Genomic DNA, 21,520 nt, shown 5'->3' on the forward strand with positions numbered 1-21,520 from the left:
AGACATGCGGCAGGCAACCCTCCACTGCGGCGTGGCGTCCCTGACTGCGACGGCGGAGCGTGCACCGTTCAACCTGCACGCTCGGCACGTACGGAAGGACGCACCATGAGCGACGGCTCCCGCCCCGCACAGGCGCACGGCACCGCCGGAGAAGAGGGCGCCGCGGGCCGCCGTGCCGTCGTGGTCGGCGGCGGGCTCGCCGGGATCACCGCGGCGCTCGCGCTCGCCGACGCGGGCGTCCGCGTCACCCTGCTCGAAGGCAGGCCCCGGCTGGGCGGCCTCGCCTTCTCCTTCCAGCGCGGCGACCTGACCGTCGACAACGGCCAGCACGTGTACCTGCGCTGCTGCACCGCCTACCGCTGGTTCCTCCAGCGGATCGAGGGCGCGGCGCTGGCACCGCTGCAGGACCGTTTGGACGTGCCCGTCGTCGACGTCGCCAAGCCCGAGGGCAGACGGCTCGGCCGGCTGCGGCGCGACCCGCTGCCCGTGCCCCTCCATCTGGGGCGCAGCCTGGCCGCCTATCCGCACCTCTCGCTCGCCGAGCGCGCCGCGGTCGGGCGGGCCGCGCTCGCGCTGAAGGGGCTCGACCTCGCCGATCCGGCCCTGGACACCCAGGACTTCGGCAGCTGGCTGGCCGCGCACGGCCAGTCGGCGCGCGCCGTCGAGGCCCTGTGGGACCTGGTCGGGGTCGCCACCCTCAACGCGGTCGCCTCCGACGCCTCGCTGGGGCTCGCCGCGATGGTGTTCAAGACCGGTCTGCTGTCCGACCCGGGCGCGGCCGACATCGGCTGGGCCCGCGTCCCGCTGGGCGAACTGCACGACCGGCTGGCCCGCAAGGCGCTCGACTCCGCGGGCGTGCGTACCGAAGTCCGTACACGCGTCACCTCCGTCTCTACCAACGGAAACGGCACCTGGAGCGTTCAGGTTCCCGGAGAGAGCCTGGAAACGGACGCCGTCGTCCTCGCCGTACCCCAGCGCGAGGCCCACGGCCTGCTGCCGCCCGGCGCCCTCGACGCCCCCGAGCGGCTGCTCGCGATCGGCACCGCGCCGATCCTCAACGTCCATGTCGTCTACGACCGCAAGGTGCTCGCGCGGCCCTTCTTCGCGGCCCTGGGCACCCCCGTGCAGTGGGTCTTCGACCGCACCGACGCCTCCGGACTGACCGAGGGGCAGTACCTGGCGCTGTCCCAGTCGGCCGCGCAGGCCGAGATCGACCTGCCGGTCTCCGACCTCCGCGAGCGCTACCTGCCCGAGCTGGAACGACTGATTCCGGGTACCCGCGGCGCCGTGGTGAAGGACTTCTTCGTGACCCGGGAGCGCACGGCCACGTTCGCCCCCGCCCCCGGCGTCGGGCGGCTGCGGCCCGGCGCCCGCACCAAGGCCCCCGGCCTGTACCTGGCCGGAGCGTGGACCGCCACCGGGTGGCCCGCGACCATGGAGAGTGCGGTCCGCAGCGGAGTGAGCGCGGCCGACGCCGCCCTCAGCGCCCTGGGCCGGCCCCGCCCCCGCCACCTCTTCGAGTTCGAGGAGGCGGCCTGATGCCCGATCAGCCGCCCGCGGCAGGCCCCCGCACCCCCGGTACCGCAACAAGAGGAGAGACTGTGCCCACTGTGCCCCCGGCCTCGACGCCCGCCCCACGGGCCGCGGTGGACGTGACCGCGCTGCTGGAGCGCGGCCGGACCCTGGCCACTCCGGTCCTGCGTGCGGCCGTCGACCGGCTGGCGCCTCCGATGGACACCGTCGCCGCCTACCACTTCGGCTGGATCGACGCCGCGGGCAACCCGGCCGACGGCGACGGCGGCAAGGCCGTGCGCCCCGCGCTCGCCGTGCTCTCCGCCGAGGTCACCGGCGCCGCACCCGAGGTGGGCATCCCGGGCGCCGTGGCCGTCGAACTCGTCCACAACTTCTCGCTGCTGCACGACGACCTGATGGACGGCGACGAGCAGCGCCGGCACCGCGACACCGTGTGGAAGGTGCACGGCCCCGCGCAGGCCATCCTGGTCGGCGACGCCCTGTTCGCCCTGGCCAACGAGGTCCTGCTGGAGCTCGGCACCGTCGAGGCGGGCCGCGCCACCCGCCGGCTCACCACCGCCAGCCGTGCCCTGATCGACGGTCAGGCCCAGGACATCTCCTACGAGCACCGCGACCGCGTCAGCGTGGAGGAGTGCCTGGAGATGGAGGGCAACAAGACCGGCGCGCTGCTCGCCGCGTCCAGCTCCATCGGCGCGGTCCTCGGCGGCGCGGACGACGCCACCGCCGACGCGCTGGAACGCTACGGCCACCACCTGGGCCTCGCCTTCCAGGCCGTCGACGACCTGCTCGGCATCTGGGGCGACCCGGAGGCCACCGGCAAGCAGACCTGGAGCGACCTGCGCCAGCGCAAGAAGTCCCTGCCGGTCGTCGCCGCCCTCGCGGCCGGCGGCCCCGCCTCCGAGCAGCTCGGCGAGATCCTCGCCGCGGACGCCAAGAGCAGCGACTTCGAGAACTTCTCCGAGGAGGAGTTCGCGGCCCGCGCGGCCCTCATCGAGCAGGCCGGCGGCCGCGACTGGACGGCCGAGGAAGCGCGCCGTCAGCACACCATCGCCATCGAAGCCCTCGACGCCGTCGACATGCCCGACCGGGTGCGGGAGTCCTTCACGGCGCTCGCCGACTTCGTCGTCGTACGAAAGAGATGATCACTATCGGCCGAACACGCCTCGCGTAGTCGCCGGCCGGTGTCCGAGGATCGAGACGAGGACACCGGCCGACGGCGGACCCACAGCAGCACGACTCGCACGACTGCACGAAGGGGAAGCCATGACAGCGACGACCGACGGAAGCACCGGGGCGACTGTGCCGTCCCGCGCTGCCGCGGCCAGCGACACCACCCTCACCACCCCCGAGACGGCCGGGGTACAAGAAGCCGCCGCACGCGCCGCACGGCGCGCCACCGACTTCCTGCTCGCCCGGCAGGACGCCCAGGGCTGGTGGAAGGGCGACCTGGAGACCAACGTCACCATGGACGCCGAGGACCTGCTGCTGCGGCAGTTCCTGGGGATCCGCGACGAGCGGACCACGCAGGCCGCCGCGAAGTTCATCCGCGGCGAGCAGCGCGAGGACGGCACCTGGGCCACCTTCCACGGCGGACCCGGCGAGCTGTCCACCACCGTCGAGGCGTACGTCGCCCTGCGCCTGGCCGGCGACGCGCCCGACGCGCCGCACATGGCGAAGGCGTCCGCCTGGATCCGCGAGCGCGGCGGCATCGCCGCCTCCCGCGTCTTCACCCGGATCTGGCTCGCCCTGTTCGGCTGGTGGAAGTGGGAGGACCTGCCCGAACTCCCGCCGGAGCTCATCTACTTCCCCACCTGGTTCCCGCTCAACATCTACGACTTCGGCTGCTGGGCGCGGCAGACGATCGTGCCGCTGACCATCGTCTCCGCCAAGCGCCCGGTGCGCCCGGCGCCGTTCGCGCTGGACGAGCTGCACACCGACCCGGCGAACCCCAACCCGCCCCAGCCGCTTGCCCGGATGGCCAGCTGGGACGGGCTGTTCCAGCGGCTCGACAAGGTGGTCCGCGGCTACCGCAAGGTGGCCGTGCGCAGACTCCGCAGAGCGGCGATGAACTCCGCCGCCCGCTGGATCATCGAGCGGCAGGAGAACGACGGCTGCTGGGGCGGCATCCAGCCCCCGGCCGTCTACTCGGTCATCGCCCTGCACCTGCTCGGCTACGACCTTCAGCATCCGGTGCTGCGCGAGGGCCTCGCCTCGCTGGACCGTTTCGCCGTCTGGCGCGAGGACGGCGCCCGGATGATCGAGGCCTGCCAGTCCCCGGTCTGGGACACCTGCCTCGCCACCATCGCGCTCGCCGACGCGGGGCTGCCCGCCGACCATCCGCAGCTGGTCAAGGCGGCCGACTGGATGCTCGGCGAGGAGATCGTCCGCCCCGGCGACTGGGCGGTGCGCCGTCCCCAGCTCCCGCCGGGCGGCTGGGCGTTCGAGTTCCACAACGACAACTACCCCGACATCGACGACACCGCCGAGGTCTCCCTCGCGCTGCGCCGGGTCAGGCACCACGACCCCGAGCGCGTGGACAAGGCCATCGGGCGGGCGGTGCGCTGGAACCTGGGGATGCAGTCGAAGAACGGCGCGTGGGGCGCCTTCGACGCCGACAACACCAGCCCGTTCCCCAACCGGCTGCCGTTCTGCGACTTCGGCGAGGTCATCGACCCGCCGTCCGCCGACGTCACCGCGCACGTGGTGGAGATGCTCGCCGCCGAGGGGCTCGCCCACGATCCGCGCACCCGGCGCGGCATCGACTGGCTGCTGTCCGAACAGGAGCCGGACGGCTCGTGGTTCGGGCGCTGGGGCGTCAACTACGTCTACGGCACCGGCTCGGTGGTCCCGGCGCTCACCGCGGCCGGGCTGCCCGGCTCGCACCCGGCGATCCGGCGCGCCGTGGCCTGGCTGGAGAGCGTGCAGAACGACGACGGCGGCTGGGGCGAGGACCTGCGCTCCTACAAGTACGTCAAGGAGTGGAGCGGCCGGGGCGCCTCCACCGCCTCGCAGACCGCGTGGGCGCTGATGGCGCTGCTCGCGGCGGGGGAGAAGGACTCCAAGGCCGTCGAGCGCGGCATCCAGTGGCTGGCCGACACGCAGCGCGAGGACGGCAGCTGGGACGAGCCGTACTTCACCGGGACCGGCTTCCCCTGGGACTTCTCCATCAACTACCACCTGTACCGGCAGGTCTTCCCGCTCACCGCGCTCGGCCGCTACCTGCACGGCGACCCCTTCGAACGCGGGCTCCTCGCCCGCACGCCCCTGCCCGGGGCGAAGGGGAGCTGACATGACCCCCCGGCCCGCCCCCGTCCCGCTGCTGGTCGCCTGCGCGCTCGGCATCGAGCACCTCGCCCTGCGCAGCGGGGACAGGAGCGGGGCGGACGGGCCGGTCACCTTCCTCCGCACGGGCATGGGCCCCCGGGCGGCGGAACGCTCCGTCGTCCGGCGGCTCGCGGACCCGGCGCTCGCCGACGCGGCCGTGCTGGCCACCGGTTTCTGCGCCGGGCTCGCCCCCGGCATGCACCCCGGCGACCTGGTGGTCGCCGAGCAGACCCGGGACCCGCGCGGCAGCGTCGCCTGCGTGGGCACCGAACTGCTGGTCAAGGAACTCGTGCGCATCCTGCCCGGACGCACGGTCCACACCGGCCCGCTCACCGGCTCCGACCACGTCGTGCGGGGCCATGAGCGGTCCGACCTGCTCGCGACCGGTGCGATCGCGGTCGACATGGAGTCGGCGGCCACGCTTCTGACGGCCGTCCGCGACGGGGAGCGCCCCGTCGCCGCCGTACGGGTGGTCGTGGACGCTCCCGAACACGAACTCGTCCGGATCGGCACCCTACGCGGCGGAATATCGGCTTTCCGCGTTCTTCGTTCTGTTCTTCCCGCATTTTTCGAATGGCACCGTTCTTTGCCGCTCCCCCGGAGGTGAGCCAGATGGCCATGCCGTTGCGTCAGTCCATCAAGGTCGCTACATACCTGGCCGAACAGAAGCTGCGCAGGCGGGACAAGTTTCCGCTCATTGTCGAGCTGGAACCGCTCTTCGCCTGCAACCTCAAGTGCGAGGGCTGCGGCAAGATCCAGCACCCGGCGGGCGTGCTCAAGCAGCGCATGCCGGTCGCCCAGGCCGTGGGCGCGGTGCTGGAGTCCGGTGCGCCGATGGTCTCCATCGCCGGCGGCGAACCGTTGATGCACCCTCAGATCGACGAGATCGTGCGCCAGTTGGTGGCCAAGCGGAAGTACGTCTTCCTGTGCACCAACGCGATGCTGCTGCGCAAGAAGATCGACCAATTCAAGCCCTCTCCCTACTTCGCCTTCGCCGTGCACATCGACGGGCTGCGCGAGCGGCACGACGAGTCCGTTGCGAAGGAGGGCGTGTTCGACGAGGCCGTGGAGGCCATCAAGGAGGCCAAGCGGCGCGGCTTCCGGGTGACCACCAACTCGACCTTCTTCAACACCGACACCCCGCAGACCGTCATCGAGGTGCTCAACTTCCTCAACGACGACCTCAAGGTCGACGAGATGATGATCTCGCCCGCCTACGCCTACGAGAAGGCCCCCGACCAGGAGCACTTCCTCGGTGTGGAGCAGACCCGCGAGCTGTTCAAGAAGGCCTTCGCGGGCGGCAACCGCAGGAAGTGGCGGCTCAACCACTCCCCGCTCTTCCTGGACTTCCTCGAGGGCAAGGTCGACTTCCCGTGCACCGCGTGGGCGATCCCGAACTACTCGCTCTTCGGCTGGCAGCGCCCCTGCTACCTGATGAGCGACGGGTACGTGCCGACGTACCGCGAACTCGTCGAGGACACCGACTGGGACAAGTACGGCCGCGGCAAGGACCCGCGCTGCGCCAACTGCATGGCGCACTGCGGTTACGAGCCCACCGCCGTCCTCGCCACGATGGGCTCGCTGAAGGAGTCGCTGCGGGCCATGCGCGAGACCGTCTCCGGAAACCGGGAGTGACGCGATGACCGCCGTACCCCTGGGCGTCCCCGAGGTACCGGCCCGGCCGGTCGCACCGCGCCGGCGGTCGCGGCAGATCCACGTCGGGCCGGTGCCGGTCGGGGGCGGGGCTCCCGTGTCGGTGCAGTCGATGACGACGACCCGGACGTCGGACATCGGCGCCACCCTGCAGCAGATCGCGGAACTCACCGCGTCCGGCTGCCAGATAGTCCGCGTCGCCTGCCCCACGCAGGACGACGCGGACGCGCTCGCGACCATCGCGAAGAAGTCGCAGATCCCGGTGATCGCGGACATCCACTTCCAGCCGAAGTACGTGTTCGCGGCGATCGAGGCCGGCTGTGCGGCCGTACGCGTCAATCCCGGCAACATCAAGAAGTTCGACGACCAGGTGAAGGAGATCGCGCGGGCCGCCAAGGACCACGGCACGCCGATCCGGATCGGGGTCAACGCGGGCTCGCTGGACAAGCGCCTGCTGCAGAAGTACGGCAAGGCGACGCCGGAGGCGCTGGTCGAGTCCGCGCTGTGGGAGGCGTCCCTCTTCGAGGAGCACGACTTCCGGGACATCAAGATCTCCGTCAAGCACAACGACCCGGTCGTGATGATCGAGGCCTACCGTCAGCTCGCCGAGCAGTGCGAGTACCCGCTGCACCTGGGCGTGACGGAGGCGGGCCCGGCGTTCCAGGGCACGATCAAGTCGGCGGTGGCCTTCGGCGCGCTGCTGAGCCAGGGCATCGGCGACACGATCCGTGTGTCCCTGTCGGCCCCGCCCGTCGAGGAGGTCAAGGTAGGCATCCAGATCCTGCAGGCCCTGGGCCTCAGGCAGCGGCGCCTGGAGATCGTCTCCTGCCCGTCCTGCGGCCGCGCCCAGGTCGACGTCTACAAGCTCGCCGAGGAGGTCACCGCGGGCCTCGACGGGATGGAAGTGCCGCTCAGGGTCGCGGTGATGGGGTGTGTGGTGAACGGTCCGGGCGAGGCCCGCGAGGCCGACCTCGGAGTTGCCTCAGGCAACGGAAAGGGGCAGATCTTCGTCAAGGGCGAGGTCATCAAGACCGTCCCCGAATCGAAGATCGTGGAGACCCTCATCGAGGAGGCCATGAAGCTCGCCGAGTCGACGAGCCCCGCAGACGAGTGAATCGAGACAGCACGGCACGGACCGAGAGGGGGCCCAGCGTGACCATTCTGGAGAACATCCGGGGACCACGCGACCTGAAGGCGCTGTCGGAGGCGCAACTCGGCGAACTGTCCGAGGAGATACGCGAGTTCCTGGTGCAAGCGGTGTCGAGGACCGGCGGTCACCTCGGGCCCAACCTGGGAGTGGTGGAACTGTCCATCGCCCTGCACCGGGTCTTCGAGTCGCCGGTCGACCGCATCCTGTGGGACACCGGCCATCAGTCCTATGTACACAAGCTTCTGACGGGTCGTCAGGACTTCTCCAAGCTGCGCGGCAAGGGCGGACTGTCCGGCTACCCCTCGCGCGAGGAGTCCGAGCACGACGTCATCGAGAACAGCCACGCCTCCACCTCGCTCGGCTGGGCCGACGGCCTGGCCAAGGCCAACCAGGTGCTCGGGGAGAAGGGCCACGTGGTCGCGGTCATCGGCGACGGCGCGCTGACCGGCGGCATGGCCTGGGAGGCGCTGAACAACATCGCGGCCGCCAAGGACCGCCCGCTGATCATCGTCGTCAACGACAACGAACGCTCCTACGCCCCGACCATCGGCGGCCTCGCCAACCACCTGGCCACCCTGCGCACCACCGACAGCTACGAGAAGATCCTCGCCTGGGGCAAGGACGTACTGCTGCGCACCCCGATCGTCGGGAACACCCTGTACGAGTCCCTGCACGGTGCGAAGAAGGGCTTCAAGGACGCCTTCGCGCCGCAGGGCATGTTCGAGGACCTGGGCCTGAAGTACGTCGGCCCGATCGACGGCCACGACATCAAGGCCGTCGAGTCCGCGCTGCGCCGCGCCAAGCGCTTCCACGGCCCGGTCCTGGTCCACTGCCTCACCGTCAAGGGCCGCGGCTACGAACCCGCCCTCGCCCACGAGGAGGACCACTTCCACACCGTCGGCGTGATGGACCCGCGCACCTGCGAGCCCCTGGCGCCCGCCAACGGGCCCTCGTGGACCTCGGTGTTCGGCGACGAGATGGTGAAGATCGGCGAGGAACGGGACGACGTCGTCGCCATCACGGCGGCCATGCTGCATCCGGTGGGCCTGGGCGGGTTCGCCGAGCGCTTCCCCCACCGGGTGTGGGACGTCGGCATCGCCGAACAGCACGCGGCGGTGTCGGCGGCCGGCCTCGCCACCGGCGGGCTGCACCCGGTCGTCGCCGTCTACGCCACCTTCCTCAACCGCGCCTTCGACCAGCTGCTCATGGACGTCGCCCTGCACCGCTGCGGGGTCACCTTCGTGCTCGACCGGGCCGGCGTCACCGGCTCCGACGGGCCCTCCCACAACGGCATGTGGGACATGTCGGTCCTCCAGGTCGTGCCCGGCCTGAGAATCGCCGCACCGCGCGACGCGGGCCAGCTGCGCGCCCAGTTGCGCGAGGCCGTCGCCGTCGACGACGCGCCCACCCTGGTCCGCTTTCCGAAGGAGTCGGCCGGCCCGGACATCCCGGCGGTCGGCAGGGTCGGCGGGATGGACGTGCTGCACCGCGCCGAGCACCCCGAGGTGCTGCTGGTCGCCGTCGGCGTGATGGCCCCGGTGTGCCTCCAGGCGGCCGACCTGCTGCAGGCCCGCGGCATCGACTGCACGGTGGTGGACCCGCGGTGGGTCAAGCCCGTCGACCCCGCGCTGCCGGGCCTCGCCGCCGAGCACCGGCTGGTGGCCGTGGTGGAGGACAACAGCCGCTCCGCGGGCGTCGGTTCGGCCGTGGCCCTCGCCCTCGGCGACGCCGACGTGGACGTGCCGGTACGGCGCTTCGGCATCCCGGAGCAGTTCCTCGCGCACGCCAAACGCAGCGAGGTGCTCGCCGACATCGGCCTCACGCCCGTCGAGATCGCCGGGCGGATCAGTGGGAGCCTGGCCGTCAGGGACGCGGACGGCACAGCCAAGGAGAGTGAATGAGCACGGAGTTCGACCTCGGCGCACTGCTCGCCGAGCGCGGAGCCGAACGCTACGAGCTGCACACCAAGTACCTCAACCCGCAGCTCGCGCGCATGCTGCACACCATCGGCTTCGACAAGGTCTACGAGCGGGCCGAGGGGGCCCACTTCTTCGACGCGGACGGCAACGACTACCTGGACATGCTCGCCGGGTTCGGGGTGATGGGCCTGGGCCGCCACCACCCGGTCGTCCGCAAGGCGCTGCACGACGTGCTCGACCTGGACCTCGCCGACCTCACCCGGTTCGACTGCCAGCCGCTGCCCGGACTGCTCGCCGAGCGCCTGCTCACCCACAGCCCGCACCTGGACCGGGTGTTCTTCGGCAACAGCGGCACCGAGGCCGTCGAGACGGCCCTGAAGTTCGCCCGGTACGCCACCGGCAAGCCCCGCGTCCTGTACTGCGACCACGCCTTCCACGGCCTGACCACCGGCTCCCTGTCGGTCAACGGCGAGCGCGGCTTCCGCGACGGCTTCGCCCCGCTGCTGCCCGACACCGCCGTACCCCTCGGCGATCTCGACGCCCTGGCCCGGGAGCTGAGGAAGGGCGACGTGGCCGCGCTGATCGTGGAGCCGATCCAGGGCAAGGGTGTGCACGAGGCCCCGCCCGGCTATCTGCGCGCCGCCCAGGACCTCCTGCACCGGCACAAGGCGCTGCTCATCGCCGACGAGGTGCAGACCGGCCTCGGCCGCACCGGCGACTTCTACGCCTACCAGCACGAGGACGGCGTCGAACCCGACCTGGTGTGCGTGGCCAAGGCGCTGTCCGGCGGATACGTCCCGGTCGGCGCCACGCTCGGCAAGGACTGGATCTTCAAGAAGGTCTACTCGTCCATGGACCGGGTCCTCGTCCACTCGGCGAGCTTCGGCTCCAACGCCCAGGCCATGGCATGCGGCCTCGCGGTGCTGTCCGTCATGGAGAACGAGCAGATCGTGGCGGGCGTGCGCAGGACGGGCGAGCTGCTGAAGTCCCGGCTGACGGCACTGATCGACACGTACGAGCTGCTGGCGGACGTCCGCGGCCGGGGCCTGATGATCGGCATCGAGTTCGGCCGGCCCACCTCGCTGAAGCTGCGCAGCCGCTGGACCATGCTCCAGGCGGCCCGCAAGGGCCTGTTCGCGCAGATGGTGGTCGTGCCGCTGCTGCAGCGGCACCGGATCCTCACCCAGGTCTCCGGCGACCACCTGGAGGTGATCAAGCTGATCCCGCCGCTGATCATCGACGAGGCGGACGTCGACCGCTTCGTGGACGCGTTCACGGCCGTGATGGACGACGCGCACAGCGGCGGCGGCCTGATGTGGGACTTCGGCAAGACCCTGATCAAGCAGGCCGTGGCCAACCGCTGACCGGCCCACCTCGGCCTTTGCCCGTGAGGCAAGAAAATTGCCCTGCGGGCAAGGCTGGGGCTCAATGGAGGCATGAACGCCTCAGACTCCGGGCCACCGGCGGGCCCGGGCGACGAGCTGCCCGCCGTCGCACCTCAGCTGCGCGGACTGCGCCGGCGCGCCGGTCTCACCCTGGAGGCCGCCGCCCGCGCCGCCGGGCTCTCCCCGGCGCATCTGTCCCGGCTGGAGACCGGACAGCGGCAGCCCTCCCTGCCGATGCTGCTGGCCCTCGCCCGCATCTACGGTACGACCGTCTCCGGACTGCTCGGCGAGAGGGCCGCCGACCCGGACGCGATCGTGCGGGCCGGGGACATGGAGCCGGCCCGGGCCGGCGGCTGGACGTACGTCCAGGCCGGTGCTCCCGGCCGCGCCATGCAGGCGCTGCGCGTGCGCGTGCCGTACGGCTCGCAGGGCGACATCGTGCGCGTCCACCCCGGCGAGGAGTGGCTCCACGTCCTGCGGGGGCGGCTGCGGCTGCGGCTCGGTGACACCGCGCACCTGCTCGCGCCCGGCGACAGCGCCCACTTCGACTCGCTCACCCCGCACCGGCTCGCCGCCGAGGACCACGACGGGGTCGAGCTGCTGTTCGTCCACACCCTGCTGCAGAGCCCCACGGCCACGCTGTGCCTGGGGCCGTTGACCGGAGACCTGCCGTGAGCGACTTCGAGACCAAGTTCCCCCGTTCCCTGTGGATCCGCCTGATCATCTACATCGCCGCCGGCCATGTCCTGGCCGCGTTCCTCTTCCTGCTGTTCGCCCTGGGGGCGAAGAACTGACACGGGCGGGTGATGTTCACCGCAGTGGGCGGCGCCGCCCGTGGTCAGTCCAGCAGGCGCTCGCGCAGGCGGTCGCGGGACGCCGGGGTGAGGCCGAGGCCCCGCTCCAGGTAGGCGTCGACCCCGCCCCAGGTCTCCTCGATGGTCTCGAACGCCGCTTCCAGGTACTCGGCGCGGGCGTCGAAGAGGGGGCTGAGCAGCTCCATGACCTCCGGGGTGTACGCGGACTCCGCGCTGCCGCTGCGGCGGACCTTGTAGCGCCGGTGCTTGGCGTTGGACTCCAGATAGTCGGCGACGATCGCCTCGCGCTCCACTCCGAGGGCGAGGAGCGTCACGGCTATGGAGATGCCCGCGCGGTCCTTGCCCGCCGCACAGTGCATCAGGGCGGGCACGCTGTCCTCGGCGAGCGCACGCAGCACCCGGGAGTGCTCGGCGGTGCGCTCCTTGACGATCGTCCGGTAGGAGGCGATCATCCGGGCCGCCCCCTTGCCGCCGGCCAGGATCCCGCGCAGTTGCTCCAGGTCGCCGTCGCGGACCATCTTCCAGAACTCGGCGCCGTCCGCCGGGTCGCTCAGCGGCAGGTTCACATTGCGCACACCGGGCAGCTCGACGTCCGGGCCTTCCAGCTTGTGGTCGGCCGCGTTGCGGAAGTCGAAGACCGTGTGCAGGCCCAGGGAGGCGAGGAAGGCCGCGTCCTCCTCGGTGGCGTGCGCCAGGTGGCCGCTGCGGAACAGCACGCCGTACCGCACCCGGCGCCCGTCGACGGTCGGCAGTCCGCCCACGTCGCGGAAATTACGCACTCCGGCCCGCTCCGGCTCGGTCGACGGGACCTGCTGCGTCACGGGGGCTCCTCCCGGCTCGGGGCCCGCCGCCGCGTCTCGCCGGCGGGCGCTCTGACGACCATACGACATCGGTTTCCTGGGGCAAGGAGTTGTCCACAGGCATTGTCACCAGGGCTCCGGGGCCCAATGATGTTGGCACTTGAGCGGATCTGTTGACACCTGTGAGGTCATACGTGGTGGACATCGCCGACGACGGTCGTACCTGGCTCCTTACGGGGCCCACCAGCAGCTACGCCTTGCATCTCACCGATGCGGACGAGCTGCTCCACCTGCACTGGGGGCCGCGCATCGCGCTCGCGGACGCCGAGGCCCTCGCCGCGGACCCGCTGCCCGGCTACCGGCCCTTCGAGTCCCCGCTCGACGGCCGCGAGGAGTACCCCGTCGAGGGCGGCCCGCGCTTCGTCCGCCCCGCCCTGTCCGTGCGCACCGGCGAACGCCGCGGCACCGAGTGGCGTTTCGTGGCGTACGACACGGAGGGCGACGAGCTGCGGCTGCGCTTCGACGACGACGGCCTCGCGATCACGCTGCACTACCGGATGCGCGGCGACGTCGTCGAGCGATGGGTCACCGTGGGCAACGGCACGCGCGCGCGCGTGGAGCTGCTGCGCGCCGACGCCGCCACCTGGACCCTGCCCGACCGCGACGGCTGGCGGCTCTCCCAGCTGCACGGCCGCTGGGCCGCCGAGTCCCTCCTCACCAGCGCGCCCCTCACGTACGGCGAGAAGATCATCGGCAGCCGCCGCGGCCACACCGGCCACCAGCACCTGCCCTGGGTGGCGCTCGACACCGACGCCACCGAGGAGCACGGCGAGGTCTACGGCTGCGCGCTGGGCTGGTCCGGCTCCTGGCGCATCACGGTCGCCCAACTCCCCGACACGCGCGTGCAGATCACCGGCGGCGCCGGTTACGACGACTCGGGGCTGCTGCTCCTGGAGCCGGGGGAGTCGTACACCACGCCCGTCTTCGCGGGCCTGTGGAGCGACGGCGGCTTCGGCGGCGCGAGCCGCACCTGGCACGCCTACCAGCGCGCGTACGTCATCCCGGACGCCGGGCGGGACCGGCCGGTGCTGTTCAACTCCTGGGAGGCGACGTACTTCGACATCTCCGAGGAGCAGCAGCTCGCGCTCGCCCGGCGGGCCGCCGAGATCGGGGTCGAGCTGTTCGTCGTGGACGACGGCTGGTTCGGCGCCCGCACCAGCGACCGCGCGGGCCTCGGCGACTGGACACCCAACCCCGACCGCTTCCCGCACGGCCTGAAGCCTCTCGCCGACCAGGTGCACGGCCTCGGCATGCAGTTCGGCATCTGGGTCGAACCCGAGATGGTCAACCCGGACAGCGAGCTGTACCGCGCCCATCCCGACTGGGTGCAGTACCAACCGGGGCGAAAGCGGACGGAACTGCGCAACCAGCTCGTCCTCAACCTCGCCCGTGAGGACGTCCAGGAGTACCTGTGGGAGCAGCTCGACACCCTGCTCTCCAGCGCGCCGATCGACTATGTGAAGTGGGACTTCAACCGCTGCTTCACCGACGCCGGCTGGCCCGGCGAGCCGTACCCGCAGCGTCTGTGGGTGGACCACGTCCGCGCGCTGTACGCCCTGTTGGACCGGCTGCGCGCGGCTCACCCGCGGGTCGCCTTCGAGTCCTGCTCGGGCGGCGGCGGCCGGATCGACCTCGGGGTGCTGAGCCGCACCGACCAGGTGTGGACCTCCGACAACACCGACCCGCTCGACCGCCTGGCCATCCAGCACGGCTTCAGCCAGATCCATCCCGCCCGGGTGATGGCCGCCTGGGTCACCGACAGCCCGAACACCCAGCTCAACGGCCGGGTCAGCTCCCTGCGCTTCCGCTTCGTCAGCGCCATGGCGGGCGTCCTCGGTGTCGGCGGCGACCTGACCGAGTGGACGCCCGAGGAACTGGCCGAGGCCCGGCGCTGGGTGGAGCTCTACAAGGAGATCCGCCCGGTCGTCCAGCAGGGCGACCTGTACCGGCTGCGGCCTCCGGCCGGCGGTCTGAGCGCCGTCCAGTACGTCCTCGGGGAGGAGACGGTGGTCCTCGCCTGGCTCCAGGCGCAGAGCTACGGCGAGCCGGTGCCGGCGCTGCGGCTGCGCGGACTCGACCCGACCGCGTCGTACGAATGCCGCGAAACGGGCGAGGTCCACCGGGGTGCCGTGCTGCTGCACCACGGGCTGCGCACGGGGCTCAAGGGCGACCTGGACGCCACGGTTCTCCGGCTGCGCCGCATCTGACCTTTCTGCCCGGCCGTATTCCCGAATCGCACACGATTTAAGGGTGTCTCATCTCACGGGTAGTCAACCCTTCCTTACGGTCGCGTAGGTCACATCCGAAGGTGAATCATGGTCCGATGTGGCAGACGATTCGAAGAGTGACAACAGATCAGTGATCGGGTCGTACGTGGCGGTGGGGGACAGCTTCACCGAGGGCGTCGGCGACCCCGGGCCCGACGGGGCGTTCGTGGGCTGGGCCGACCGGTTCGCGGTACTGCTCGCCGACCGGCGGCCCGAGGGCGACTTCACCTACACCAATCTCGCGGTGCGCGGGAAACTCCTCGACCAGATCGTGCGGGACCAGGTCCCCAAGGCCGTCGAACTGGCCCCGGACCTGGTCTCCTTCTGCGCCGGCGGCAACGACATCATCCGTCCCGGCACCGACCCGGACGAGGTGGCCGAGCGCTTCGAACGCGCCGTGGCCCGGCTGGCCGAGGCGGCCGGCACGGTCATGGTGACGACCGGGTTCGACACCCGCGGCGTCCCCGTGCTCAAGCATCTGCGCGGCAAGATCGCCACCTACAACGGGCATGTGCGCGCCATCGCCGACCGGTACGGCTGCCCCGTGCTCGACCTGTGGTCCCTGAAGTCCGTGCAGGACCGCAGGGCCTGGGACAGCGACCGGCTGCACCTCTCGCCCGAGGGGCACACGCGCGTGGCGCTGCGCGCCGGCCAGGTCCTCGGCCTGGAGATCCCGGCCGACCCGGAGCAGCCGTGGCCTCCGCTGCCGCCCCGGGGCACCCTGGAGGTCCGCCGCGACGACGTCCACTGGGCCCGCGAGTACCTCGTCCCCTGGATCGGCCGCCGCCTGCGCGGCGAGTCCTCCGGCGACCACGTCACCGCGAAGGGCACCCTGTCGCCCGACGACATCAAGATGCGTATCGCCTCGGTGGCGTGACCGACACCGGCCGCCCCGCACCGTACGCCTCGCGGCGCGGGGCGGGGCCGGTCGCCGAAGGGGTCCCCAGCGTTCCGCCAACGCCGCCCGCTCCGGGCCTGCTTCGCGCGCGAGTGCGTCGTCCGCCCACTCCTGTGCGCGCGTTCGCGGACCGCAAGGGCGGCGCCGCGCGGGATCACACCGAGCGCCGCGGCCACGGCGGCGATCCTGGCCGCCGCCACACGCCGTGCCTCGATCTGCCCGAGGGCGCCGGGGGCAGGGGCACCCGGCGCGGCCGGGTTTGTTACAGGGGCCGACCATAATGGGGAGCCTCACCCACTTCACCGGGAGGTACCGTGACCGGACTGCGTTCCCCGAGCTCCGCGCTCCGTGCGCTGCGGCCCGCGGCCTTCGGCGCGGACCCGGGTGGTGAGCGCATGGCACGCATCCGCCGCTCCCCCCACTTCAAGGACGGCGTCTTCCAGAACCCGGGCGGCGCCGCACGCACCCGGCCCTCCGGTTCCGCGCTGGACTTCGCGAAGGTCTTCTTCGACAAGGAGACCCGGCCGCTGCGCGCCCCGAAGGGCACCGTCCCGGTGCACCCCACCACCTTCGCCGACCTGGCCGGACCGCCCGCCACGGGACTGCGGCTGACCTGGATGGGCCACTCCAGCGTGCTCGCGGAGATCGACGGCCACCGGGTGCTGTTCGACCCGGTCTGGGGCGAGCGCTGCTCCCCGTTCCCCTTCGCCGGACCCAAGCGGCTGCACCCCGTGCCCCTGCCGCTGGCCGCGCTCGGCGAGGTCGACGTGGTCGTCATCTCCCACGACCACTACGACCACCTGGACCTGCCCACCATCAAGGCGCTGGCCGGCACGGACACCCTGTTCGCCGTGCCGCTCGGCGTCGGCGCCCATCTGGAGCACTGGGGCGTCTCCCCGGACCGGCTGCGCGAGCTGGACTGGCACGAGTCGACGCGGGTCGGCGGCCTCACCCTCACCGCGACCCCCGCCCGCCACTTCTGCGGCCGCGGCCTGCGCAACACCCAGCACACCCTGTGGGCGTCCTGGGCCGTCGCCGGCGAGGAGCACCGGATCTACCACAGCGGCGACACGGGCTATTTCGAGGGCTTCGAGGACATCGGCGCGGCCCACGGCCCGTTCGACGCCACGATGATCCAGATCGGCGCCTACAGCGCGTTCTGGCCCGACATCCACATGACTCCCGAGGAGGGCCTGCGCGCCCACCTCGACCTCCAGGGCGGAGCGCCGCACGGCGTGCTGCTGCCGATCCACTGGGGCACCTTCAACCTGGCCCCGCACCCGTGGGCGGAGCCCGGCGAGTGGACGAAGGAGGCGGCCGAGGAGAGCGGCCAGGCGGTGGCCCTGCCCCGGCCGGGCGAGCCCTTCGAGCCGGCGGGCAAGCTTCCGGCGGAGGCGTGGTGGCGCGGTGTGTCGGGAGAGCTCCGGCGCACCTGGCGCTCGGTCGGCGCGTTCGTGGCGGAGCCGCCGGCACGGGCCTGAGACATCCGGCCGGCCAGGGCCAAGGCTGCAACGCTCCGTTACCTCGGTGGCGGTGGCCATGGGCGCTCGGAATCGCTTCTCCGGAGCGGCGGGTGGGTGGCCGGCCGAGAGTGGGCGCCTGAAGGGGTGGTGGACCGACGAGGTCCACCACCCCTCGTCTTTTCCTTCCCGACCGCTTTTGATCAGGTCTTATCGCTCCCTTTCGGCTTCAGGAGAGGCGTGCGGCCGGGTTATCGGTCTGTCGTACGAGGCTTCATACCAGAGCGGGACGCTCCTCGGGTGACTTTGTCAACTGCCCACCGCACATGATGCTGAGGCAACTACTGTGAGTGTCCGTCGCGTCGCGAGGCCGGATCCGCCGGCCCGCGGGCCGACACCGCGATGACCCATGCCCGCCTCGCGCACCGCGCGAGGAACAGGCCCGACGGACCAGTACGAGGACGCAGATGTCTGACCTGCGAGCACCGGCCACCCCTGCCGACCGCCGAGAGGGCGGCCGGCACGGGCGACCGGTCGCCCGGCCCGCTCCCGCACTGCCCGAGACGCCGATACGGCCCCAGCTCATGCGGCTCGCCGTGCTGCCGCCCCTCGCGGTGGCGCTCAGCGCCACCGCCGCGGTCCTCGTCAGCATCCGATCCGCAGGCGCCCGCACCGGCCCCACCCTCTGGGCCGTGCTCGCCGGGGCGGCCACCGTGGCCGTCGCCGGAATCCTCATCGCCGCCGTCGCCGCCGACCGGGCCGCCCGCTCGGTCTCCGACCGCGTCGACGCGCTGCGCCGCACCGCCGCACGCGGCGAGGCCGACCTGCACGCCCTGGTCGACGCGCTGCGCCAGGGCGAGGCCCCGCCCCCGCGCGCACCGCGCCGCCGGCCGCCCGCGGACGCCGACGACTTCGACCTGCTCGCCGCCGACCTGGCCCGCGCGCACGACGGCGCCGTCACCGCCGTCGTACGCGCCGCCCAGCTCTCCAGCCAGGCGGGCAGCGAGCAGAAGCTGGAGGTGTTCGTCAACCTCGCGCGCCGGCTGCAGTCCCTCGTGCACCGGGAGATCTCGATCCTCGACGAACTCGAGAACGAGATCGAGGACCCCAACCTGCTCAAGGGCCTCTTCCACGTGGACCACCTGGCCACCCGCATCCGGCGGCACGCCGAGAACCTCGCCGTGCTCGGCGGCGCCGTCTCCCGGCGCCAGTGGAGCAACCCGGTCAGCATGACCGAGGTGCTGCGCTCCGCCATCGCCGAGGTCGAGCAGTACTCCCGGGCCAAGCTGGTGCCCCCCATCGACGGCGAACTGCGCGGCCACGCCGTCGCCGACGTCATCCATCTGCTCGCCGAACTCATCGAGAACGCCTCGGTGTTCTCCGCGCCGCACACACAAGTGCTGCTCCGCGCGGGCCTCGTCACCTCCGGGCTCGCCGTGGAGGTCGAGGACCGCGGCCTCGGCATGCCCGTCGGCGAGCAGAACCGGATGAACGCCCTGCTCGCCGATCCCGACCAGGTCAACGTCGCCAGCCTGCTGGCCGACGGGCGCATCGGCCTCTACGTCGTCTCCCAGCTCGCCCGGCGGCACGGCATCCACGTCCGGCTCCAGACCAACATCTACGGCGGCGTGCAGGCCGTACTCGTCGTCCCGCAGGTGTTGCTGGGCACGGCGCCCGGTCCGAACGGCACGGTCGCCGGGGCGGGCGCGGGGACGGGCGTACACCGGCCGCAGGGGCCGGCGGACATCTGGCACGGGGCGGGGCAGGCGCGGGGGTCCGTGCCGGAGTCGCCTTCCGCGCCCGCCACGGGAGTGCGGGCGGGAGAGGTGAGCTCGGCGTACGGCGGTACCGGGCCCGGTGCCGAGATCCCGGCGGAACCGGGGCCCGAGGCCGGGGGAGGGGCCGTGGTGGCGTCATGGCATGCGGCCGGCCCCGGCGGCGAGGCCGGCGCCGGTGGCGGGCAGGCACGGGCGACCGGGCGCCGGCGGCACGCCCAGCGGGGCAGCGCACGCCACGGCGTCGAGAGCGGGACCGGGCAGCACGGTGAGAGTGGCGCCGGTCAGCATGGCGAAAACGACCCCGGGCGGCACGGTGCGGAGAGCGGTGACGGCGGTCGGAGCGGAGGCGAGCTCGCGCCGCTTCCCGTGCGCGGCGCCCGGCAGGACCGGCCCACCCCCGCCGAGGCCCTGCCCGGCATCGGCGCCGAGGACCGGGCGGCGGTCGAGGCGCACGCGGGCATCCTGCCCACGCCGCGCTCCGGCACCATGGGCAAGCCCCGGCTGCCCCGCCGCCGTGCCCAGGAGCACATCGTCCCCCAGCTGCGCGGCGGCCCCCTGCCCCGCCAGGACGGCGACACCGTACCGGGCCACGACCCCGGACTGATGGCGGCGTTCCAGCGCGGGATCGGACTCGCCGAGACGCAGCAGCACTTGGAGAGCGAGGAGCAGCCCGCCGCCCACCGGTACGCCGGCCAGCCGGAATCGGGCCACTCATGGCAGCCCGCACAGCCGGACACCACCCACACCACCACCTTCATGACGGGCCATCAGCTCCAGCCAGCTGCCCGGGAATTCACCGAGCCACAGCGCGTACAGCCGGACCACACGGGTTCGGAGCACATGGACCGCACCTCCATATCCCCAGGGCGCCGCCATGCGCCCGCCTCCGACGGTGCCCGTGGCGCCGGCCGGCCCGACGGGAGCGCCCCGGCCGGCTGACGCCCGCACCGTACCCACCCCCACCCCCGACCACGTGCCCCCCATCCCAGCGCTCCCGCAGACCTTCGTACCCCAAGGAGTCGATCCACCATGGCGAGCGATGCGCCGACCACCGCCCACGCCGACCTCGACTGGCTGCTGAGCGGCCTTGTGCAGCGCGTACCGCACACGTCCAGCGCGGTGCTGCTGTCCTGCGACGGGCTGGTGAAGTCCGTGCACGGCCTGGACATCGACAGCGCCGACCACATGGCGGCCCTGGCCTCGGGCCTGTACTCCCTCGGCCGCAGCGCGGGCGTCCGGTTCGGCGACGGCGGGGACGTCCGCCAGGTCGTCGTCGAACTCGACTCGACCCTGCTGTTCGTCACCACCGCCGGCTCCGGCACCTGTCTCGCCGTGCTCGCCGGACGTGAGGCCGACGCCGCCGTGCTCGGCTACGAGATGGCGATGCTCGTCAAGAGCGTCCGGCCGTACCTGGTGACCGCCCCCCGGCAGCACGCCGTCGAACCCACGGCGACGAGGCCTTGAGCGTGGCCGCAGCCGGCGACGGGCCCTGGCTGGACGACGCGGCCGGACGGCTGGTGCGCCCGTTCACGGTCAGCAACGGACGCACCGAGCCCAGCGTCGCCCTGGACCTGATGTCGCAGGTGATGGCCACCGGCGTCACCCCGCTCGGCTATCTCGGCCCCGAGCACGCCCAGGCGCTCGAGCTGTGCCGGGCGCCCGTCTCGGTCGCCGAGATCGCCGCGCATCTCAAACTGCCCGCCGTGGTCACCAAGGTGCTCCTCTCGGACCTCGTCGACTGCGGGGCGCTGACCACCAAACCCCCCGCCTTCCACCACACACCCACTGACCGGTCTCTGCTGGAGGCAGTGCTCGATGGACTACGACGACAGCTCTGACCCGTTCCCGACCGCGCTGAAGATCCTGGTGGCGGGCGGGTTCGGGGTCGGCAAGACGACCTTCGTGGGCGCGGTCAGCGAGATCGCGCCGCTCAGCACGGAGGAGCTGCTCACCACGGTCAGCGTCGGCACGGACAGTCTCGACGGCGTCGAGAACAAGATGGAGACGACGGTCGCCATGGACTTCGGCCGGATCACCCTCGATCCGGACCATGTGCTGTACCTGTTCGGCACGCCGGGGCAGGAGCGGTTCTGGTTCATGTGGGACGAGCTGTCCGAGGGCGCGCTCGGCGCGGTGATCCTGGCCGACACCCGGCGGCTGCAGGACTGCTTCGCGGCCGTGGACTTCTTCGAGGAACGCGGACTCGGCTTCATCGTCGCCGTCAACGAGTTCGACGGCGGATACCGGTACGAGACCGAGGAGGTGCGCGCCGCCATCGACCTCGACCCCGAGGTCCCCGTGGTCCGCTGCGACGCCCGGATCTCCAGCTCCGGGGTCCAGACCCTGCTCACCCTCGTACGCCATCTGCTCGCCCACGCCCCGGCGCCCGCGCCGAGCCACGGCGCCCACAGGTGACATCGCCCTACCGCCCACGGAGTTCCCCTATGAGGTACGCCCACAGCGACGCAGCCCGGCCAG

The 21,520-nt window shown here is 72.2% G+C and carries 19 protein-coding genes; 18 read left to right on the top strand and 1 reads right to left on the bottom strand.

Annotated elements, in window-relative coordinates; translation table 11 throughout:
* Nucleotides 1–4: 4 nt before the first annotated feature.
* From AB0950_RS08285 to AB0950_RS08335, 11 genes are all read left to right on the top strand, one after another.
* On the top strand, nt 5–109 hold the full coding sequence (locus AB0950_RS08285; protein ID WP_366778111.1) for a DUF6380 family protein: 105 nt from the start codon (nt 5–7) through the stop codon (nt 107–109).
* Nucleotides 106–1,539 (top strand): hydroxysqualene dehydroxylase HpnE, encoded by a 1,434-nt coding sequence (gene hpnE / locus AB0950_RS08290; RefSeq protein ID WP_366778112.1) that lies wholly within the window; start codon nt 106–108, stop codon nt 1,537–1,539. The genes AB0950_RS08285 and hpnE overlap by 4 nt, the downstream gene beginning before the upstream one ends.
* Nucleotides 1,539–2,675: a polyprenyl synthetase family protein gene (locus AB0950_RS08295; protein ID WP_366778113.1), complete on the top strand. Its 1,137-nt coding sequence runs from the start codon at nt 1,539–1,541 to the stop codon at nt 2,673–2,675. The genes hpnE and AB0950_RS08295 overlap by 1 nt, the downstream gene beginning before the upstream one ends.
* Before the next feature lie 121 nt (nt 2,676–2,796).
* Nucleotides 2,797–4,821 (top strand): squalene--hopene cyclase, encoded by a 2,025-nt coding sequence (gene shc, locus AB0950_RS08300; RefSeq protein ID WP_366778114.1) that lies wholly within the window; start codon nt 2,797–2,799, stop codon nt 4,819–4,821.
* Between the two features lies 1 nt (nt 4,822).
* On the top strand, nt 4,823–5,464 hold the full coding sequence (locus AB0950_RS08305) for a 1-hydroxy-2-methyl-2-butenyl 4-diphosphate reductase (protein ID WP_360156781.1): 642 nt from the start codon (nt 4,823–4,825) through the stop codon (nt 5,462–5,464).
* 5 nt (nt 5,465–5,469) lie between these two features.
* The gene (gene hpnH, locus AB0950_RS08310) at nt 5,470–6,492 is read left to right on the top strand and encodes an adenosyl-hopene transferase HpnH (protein WP_360156778.1); all 1,023 of its coding nucleotides are present in this window, start codon (nt 5,470–5,472) and stop codon (nt 6,490–6,492) included.
* Between the two features lie 4 nt (nt 6,493–6,496).
* Nucleotides 6,497–7,624, top strand: a complete 1,128-nt coding sequence (gene ispG, locus AB0950_RS08315; RefSeq protein WP_360574196.1) for a flavodoxin-dependent (E)-4-hydroxy-3-methylbut-2-enyl-diphosphate synthase — start codon at nt 6,497–6,499, stop codon at nt 7,622–7,624.
* Between the two features lie 38 nt (nt 7,625–7,662).
* Entirely contained in the window at nt 7,663–9,561 is a 1,899-nt protein-coding gene (gene dxs / locus AB0950_RS08320; RefSeq protein ID WP_360574194.1) for a 1-deoxy-D-xylulose-5-phosphate synthase, read from the top strand.
* The gene (locus tag AB0950_RS08325; protein WP_360156769.1) at nt 9,558–10,943 is read left to right on the top strand and encodes an aspartate aminotransferase family protein; all 1,386 of its coding nucleotides are present in this window, start codon (nt 9,558–9,560) and stop codon (nt 10,941–10,943) included. Before dxs ends, AB0950_RS08325 begins: the two co-directional genes overlap by 4 nt.
* A 72-nt stretch (nt 10,944–11,015) precedes the next feature.
* The gene (locus tag AB0950_RS08330) at nt 11,016–11,639 is read left to right on the top strand and encodes an XRE family transcriptional regulator (protein ID WP_360574190.1); all 624 of its coding nucleotides are present in this window, start codon (nt 11,016–11,018) and stop codon (nt 11,637–11,639) included.
* Entirely contained in the window at nt 11,636–11,758 is a 123-nt protein-coding gene (locus AB0950_RS08335; protein WP_351807035.1) for a DUF6126 family protein, read from the top strand. Before AB0950_RS08330 ends, AB0950_RS08335 begins: the two co-directional genes overlap by 4 nt.
* 44 nt (nt 11,759–11,802) lie before the next feature.
* Here the strand turns inward: AB0950_RS08335 and AB0950_RS08340 are convergent, their stop codons facing one another.
* Nucleotides 11,803–12,600 carry a tyrosine-protein phosphatase gene (locus AB0950_RS08340; RefSeq protein ID WP_366778115.1) on the bottom strand — a complete coding sequence of 266 codons (798 nt, stop codon included), beginning with the start codon at nt 12,598–12,600 and terminating at the stop codon, nt 11,803–11,805.
* Between the two features lie 173 nt (nt 12,601–12,773).
* Between AB0950_RS08340 and AB0950_RS08345 the strand changes: the two genes are divergently transcribed.
* The 7 genes from AB0950_RS08345 (at nt 12,774) to AB0950_RS08375 (ending at nt 21,457) form a co-directional block, all read left to right on the top strand.
* Nucleotides 12,774–14,846 carry an alpha-galactosidase gene (locus AB0950_RS08345; RefSeq protein ID WP_366778180.1) on the top strand — a complete coding sequence of 691 codons (2,073 nt, stop codon included), beginning with the start codon at nt 12,774–12,776 and terminating at the stop codon, nt 14,844–14,846.
* A gap of 151 nt (nt 14,847–14,997) precedes the next feature.
* A complete protein-coding gene (locus tag AB0950_RS08350; protein WP_366778116.1) occupies nt 14,998–15,783 on the top strand; it encodes an SGNH/GDSL hydrolase family protein in 786 nt (261 codons plus the stop codon).
* Between the two features lie 335 nt (nt 15,784–16,118).
* Entirely contained in the window at nt 16,119–17,285 is a 1,167-nt protein-coding gene (locus AB0950_RS08355) for an MBL fold metallo-hydrolase (protein WP_360156759.1), read from the top strand.
* Between the two features lie 446 nt (nt 17,286–17,731).
* Nucleotides 17,732–19,981 carry an ATP-binding protein gene (locus tag AB0950_RS08360; protein ID WP_366778117.1) on the top strand — a complete coding sequence of 750 codons (2,250 nt, stop codon included), beginning with the start codon at nt 17,732–17,734 and terminating at the stop codon, nt 19,979–19,981.
* Nucleotides 19,982–20,071: 90 nt separating this feature from the next.
* Entirely contained in the window at nt 20,072–20,506 is a 435-nt protein-coding gene (locus AB0950_RS08365; RefSeq protein WP_360156753.1) for a roadblock/LC7 domain-containing protein, read from the top strand.
* Between the two features lie 2 nt (nt 20,507–20,508).
* Nucleotides 20,509–20,880, top strand: coding sequence for a DUF742 domain-containing protein (locus AB0950_RS08370; RefSeq protein ID WP_360156750.1), 372 nt, complete (start codon nt 20,509–20,511; stop codon nt 20,878–20,880).
* Nucleotides 20,858–21,457, top strand: a complete 600-nt coding sequence (locus AB0950_RS08375) for an ATP/GTP-binding protein (protein WP_366778118.1) — start codon at nt 20,858–20,860, stop codon at nt 21,455–21,457. The genes AB0950_RS08370 and AB0950_RS08375 overlap by 23 nt, the downstream gene beginning before the upstream one ends.
* Nucleotides 21,458–21,520: the final 63 nt, after the last annotated feature.

The sequence above is a fragment of the Streptomyces sp. NPDC007189 genome, assembly GCF_040703635.1.
Taxonomy (GTDB): Bacteria; Actinomycetota; Actinomycetes; order Streptomycetales; family Streptomycetaceae; genus Streptomyces.

Bases quoted from the DNA above. Each gene is read 5' to 3' on its own strand.
- AB0950_RS08360 (WP_366778117.1), top strand. From the start codon at position 17,732: ATGTCTGACCTGCGAGCACCGGCCACCCCTGCCGACCGCCGAGAGGGC.
- hpnE (WP_366778112.1), top strand. From the start codon at position 106: ATGAGCGACGGCTCCCGCCCCGCACAGGCGCACGGCACCGCCGGAGAA.
- hpnH (WP_360156778.1), top strand. From the start codon at position 5,470: ATGGCCATGCCGTTGCGTCAGTCCATCAAGGTCGCTACATACCTGGCC.
- AB0950_RS08325 (WP_360156769.1), top strand. From the start codon at position 9,558: ATGAGCACGGAGTTCGACCTCGGCGCACTGCTCGCCGAGCGCGGAGCC.
- AB0950_RS08305 (WP_360156781.1), top strand. From the start codon at position 4,823: ATGACCCCCCGGCCCGCCCCCGTCCCGCTGCTGGTCGCCTGCGCGCTC.
- AB0950_RS08375 (WP_366778118.1), top strand. From the start codon at position 20,858: ATGGACTACGACGACAGCTCTGACCCGTTCCCGACCGCGCTGAAGATC.
- AB0950_RS08330 (WP_360574190.1), top strand. From the start codon at position 11,016: ATGAACGCCTCAGACTCCGGGCCACCGGCGGGCCCGGGCGACGAGCTG.
- shc (WP_366778114.1), top strand. From the start codon at position 2,797: ATGACAGCGACGACCGACGGAAGCACCGGGGCGACTGTGCCGTCCCGC.
- ispG (WP_360574196.1), top strand. From the start codon at position 6,497: ATGACCGCCGTACCCCTGGGCGTCCCCGAGGTACCGGCCCGGCCGGTC.
- AB0950_RS08285 (WP_366778111.1), top strand. From the start codon at position 5: ATGCGGCAGGCAACCCTCCACTGCGGCGTGGCGTCCCTGACTGCGACG.
- AB0950_RS08295 (WP_366778113.1), top strand. From the start codon at position 1,539: ATGCCCGATCAGCCGCCCGCGGCAGGCCCCCGCACCCCCGGTACCGCA.
- AB0950_RS08365 (WP_360156753.1), top strand. From the start codon at position 20,072: ATGGCGAGCGATGCGCCGACCACCGCCCACGCCGACCTCGACTGGCTG.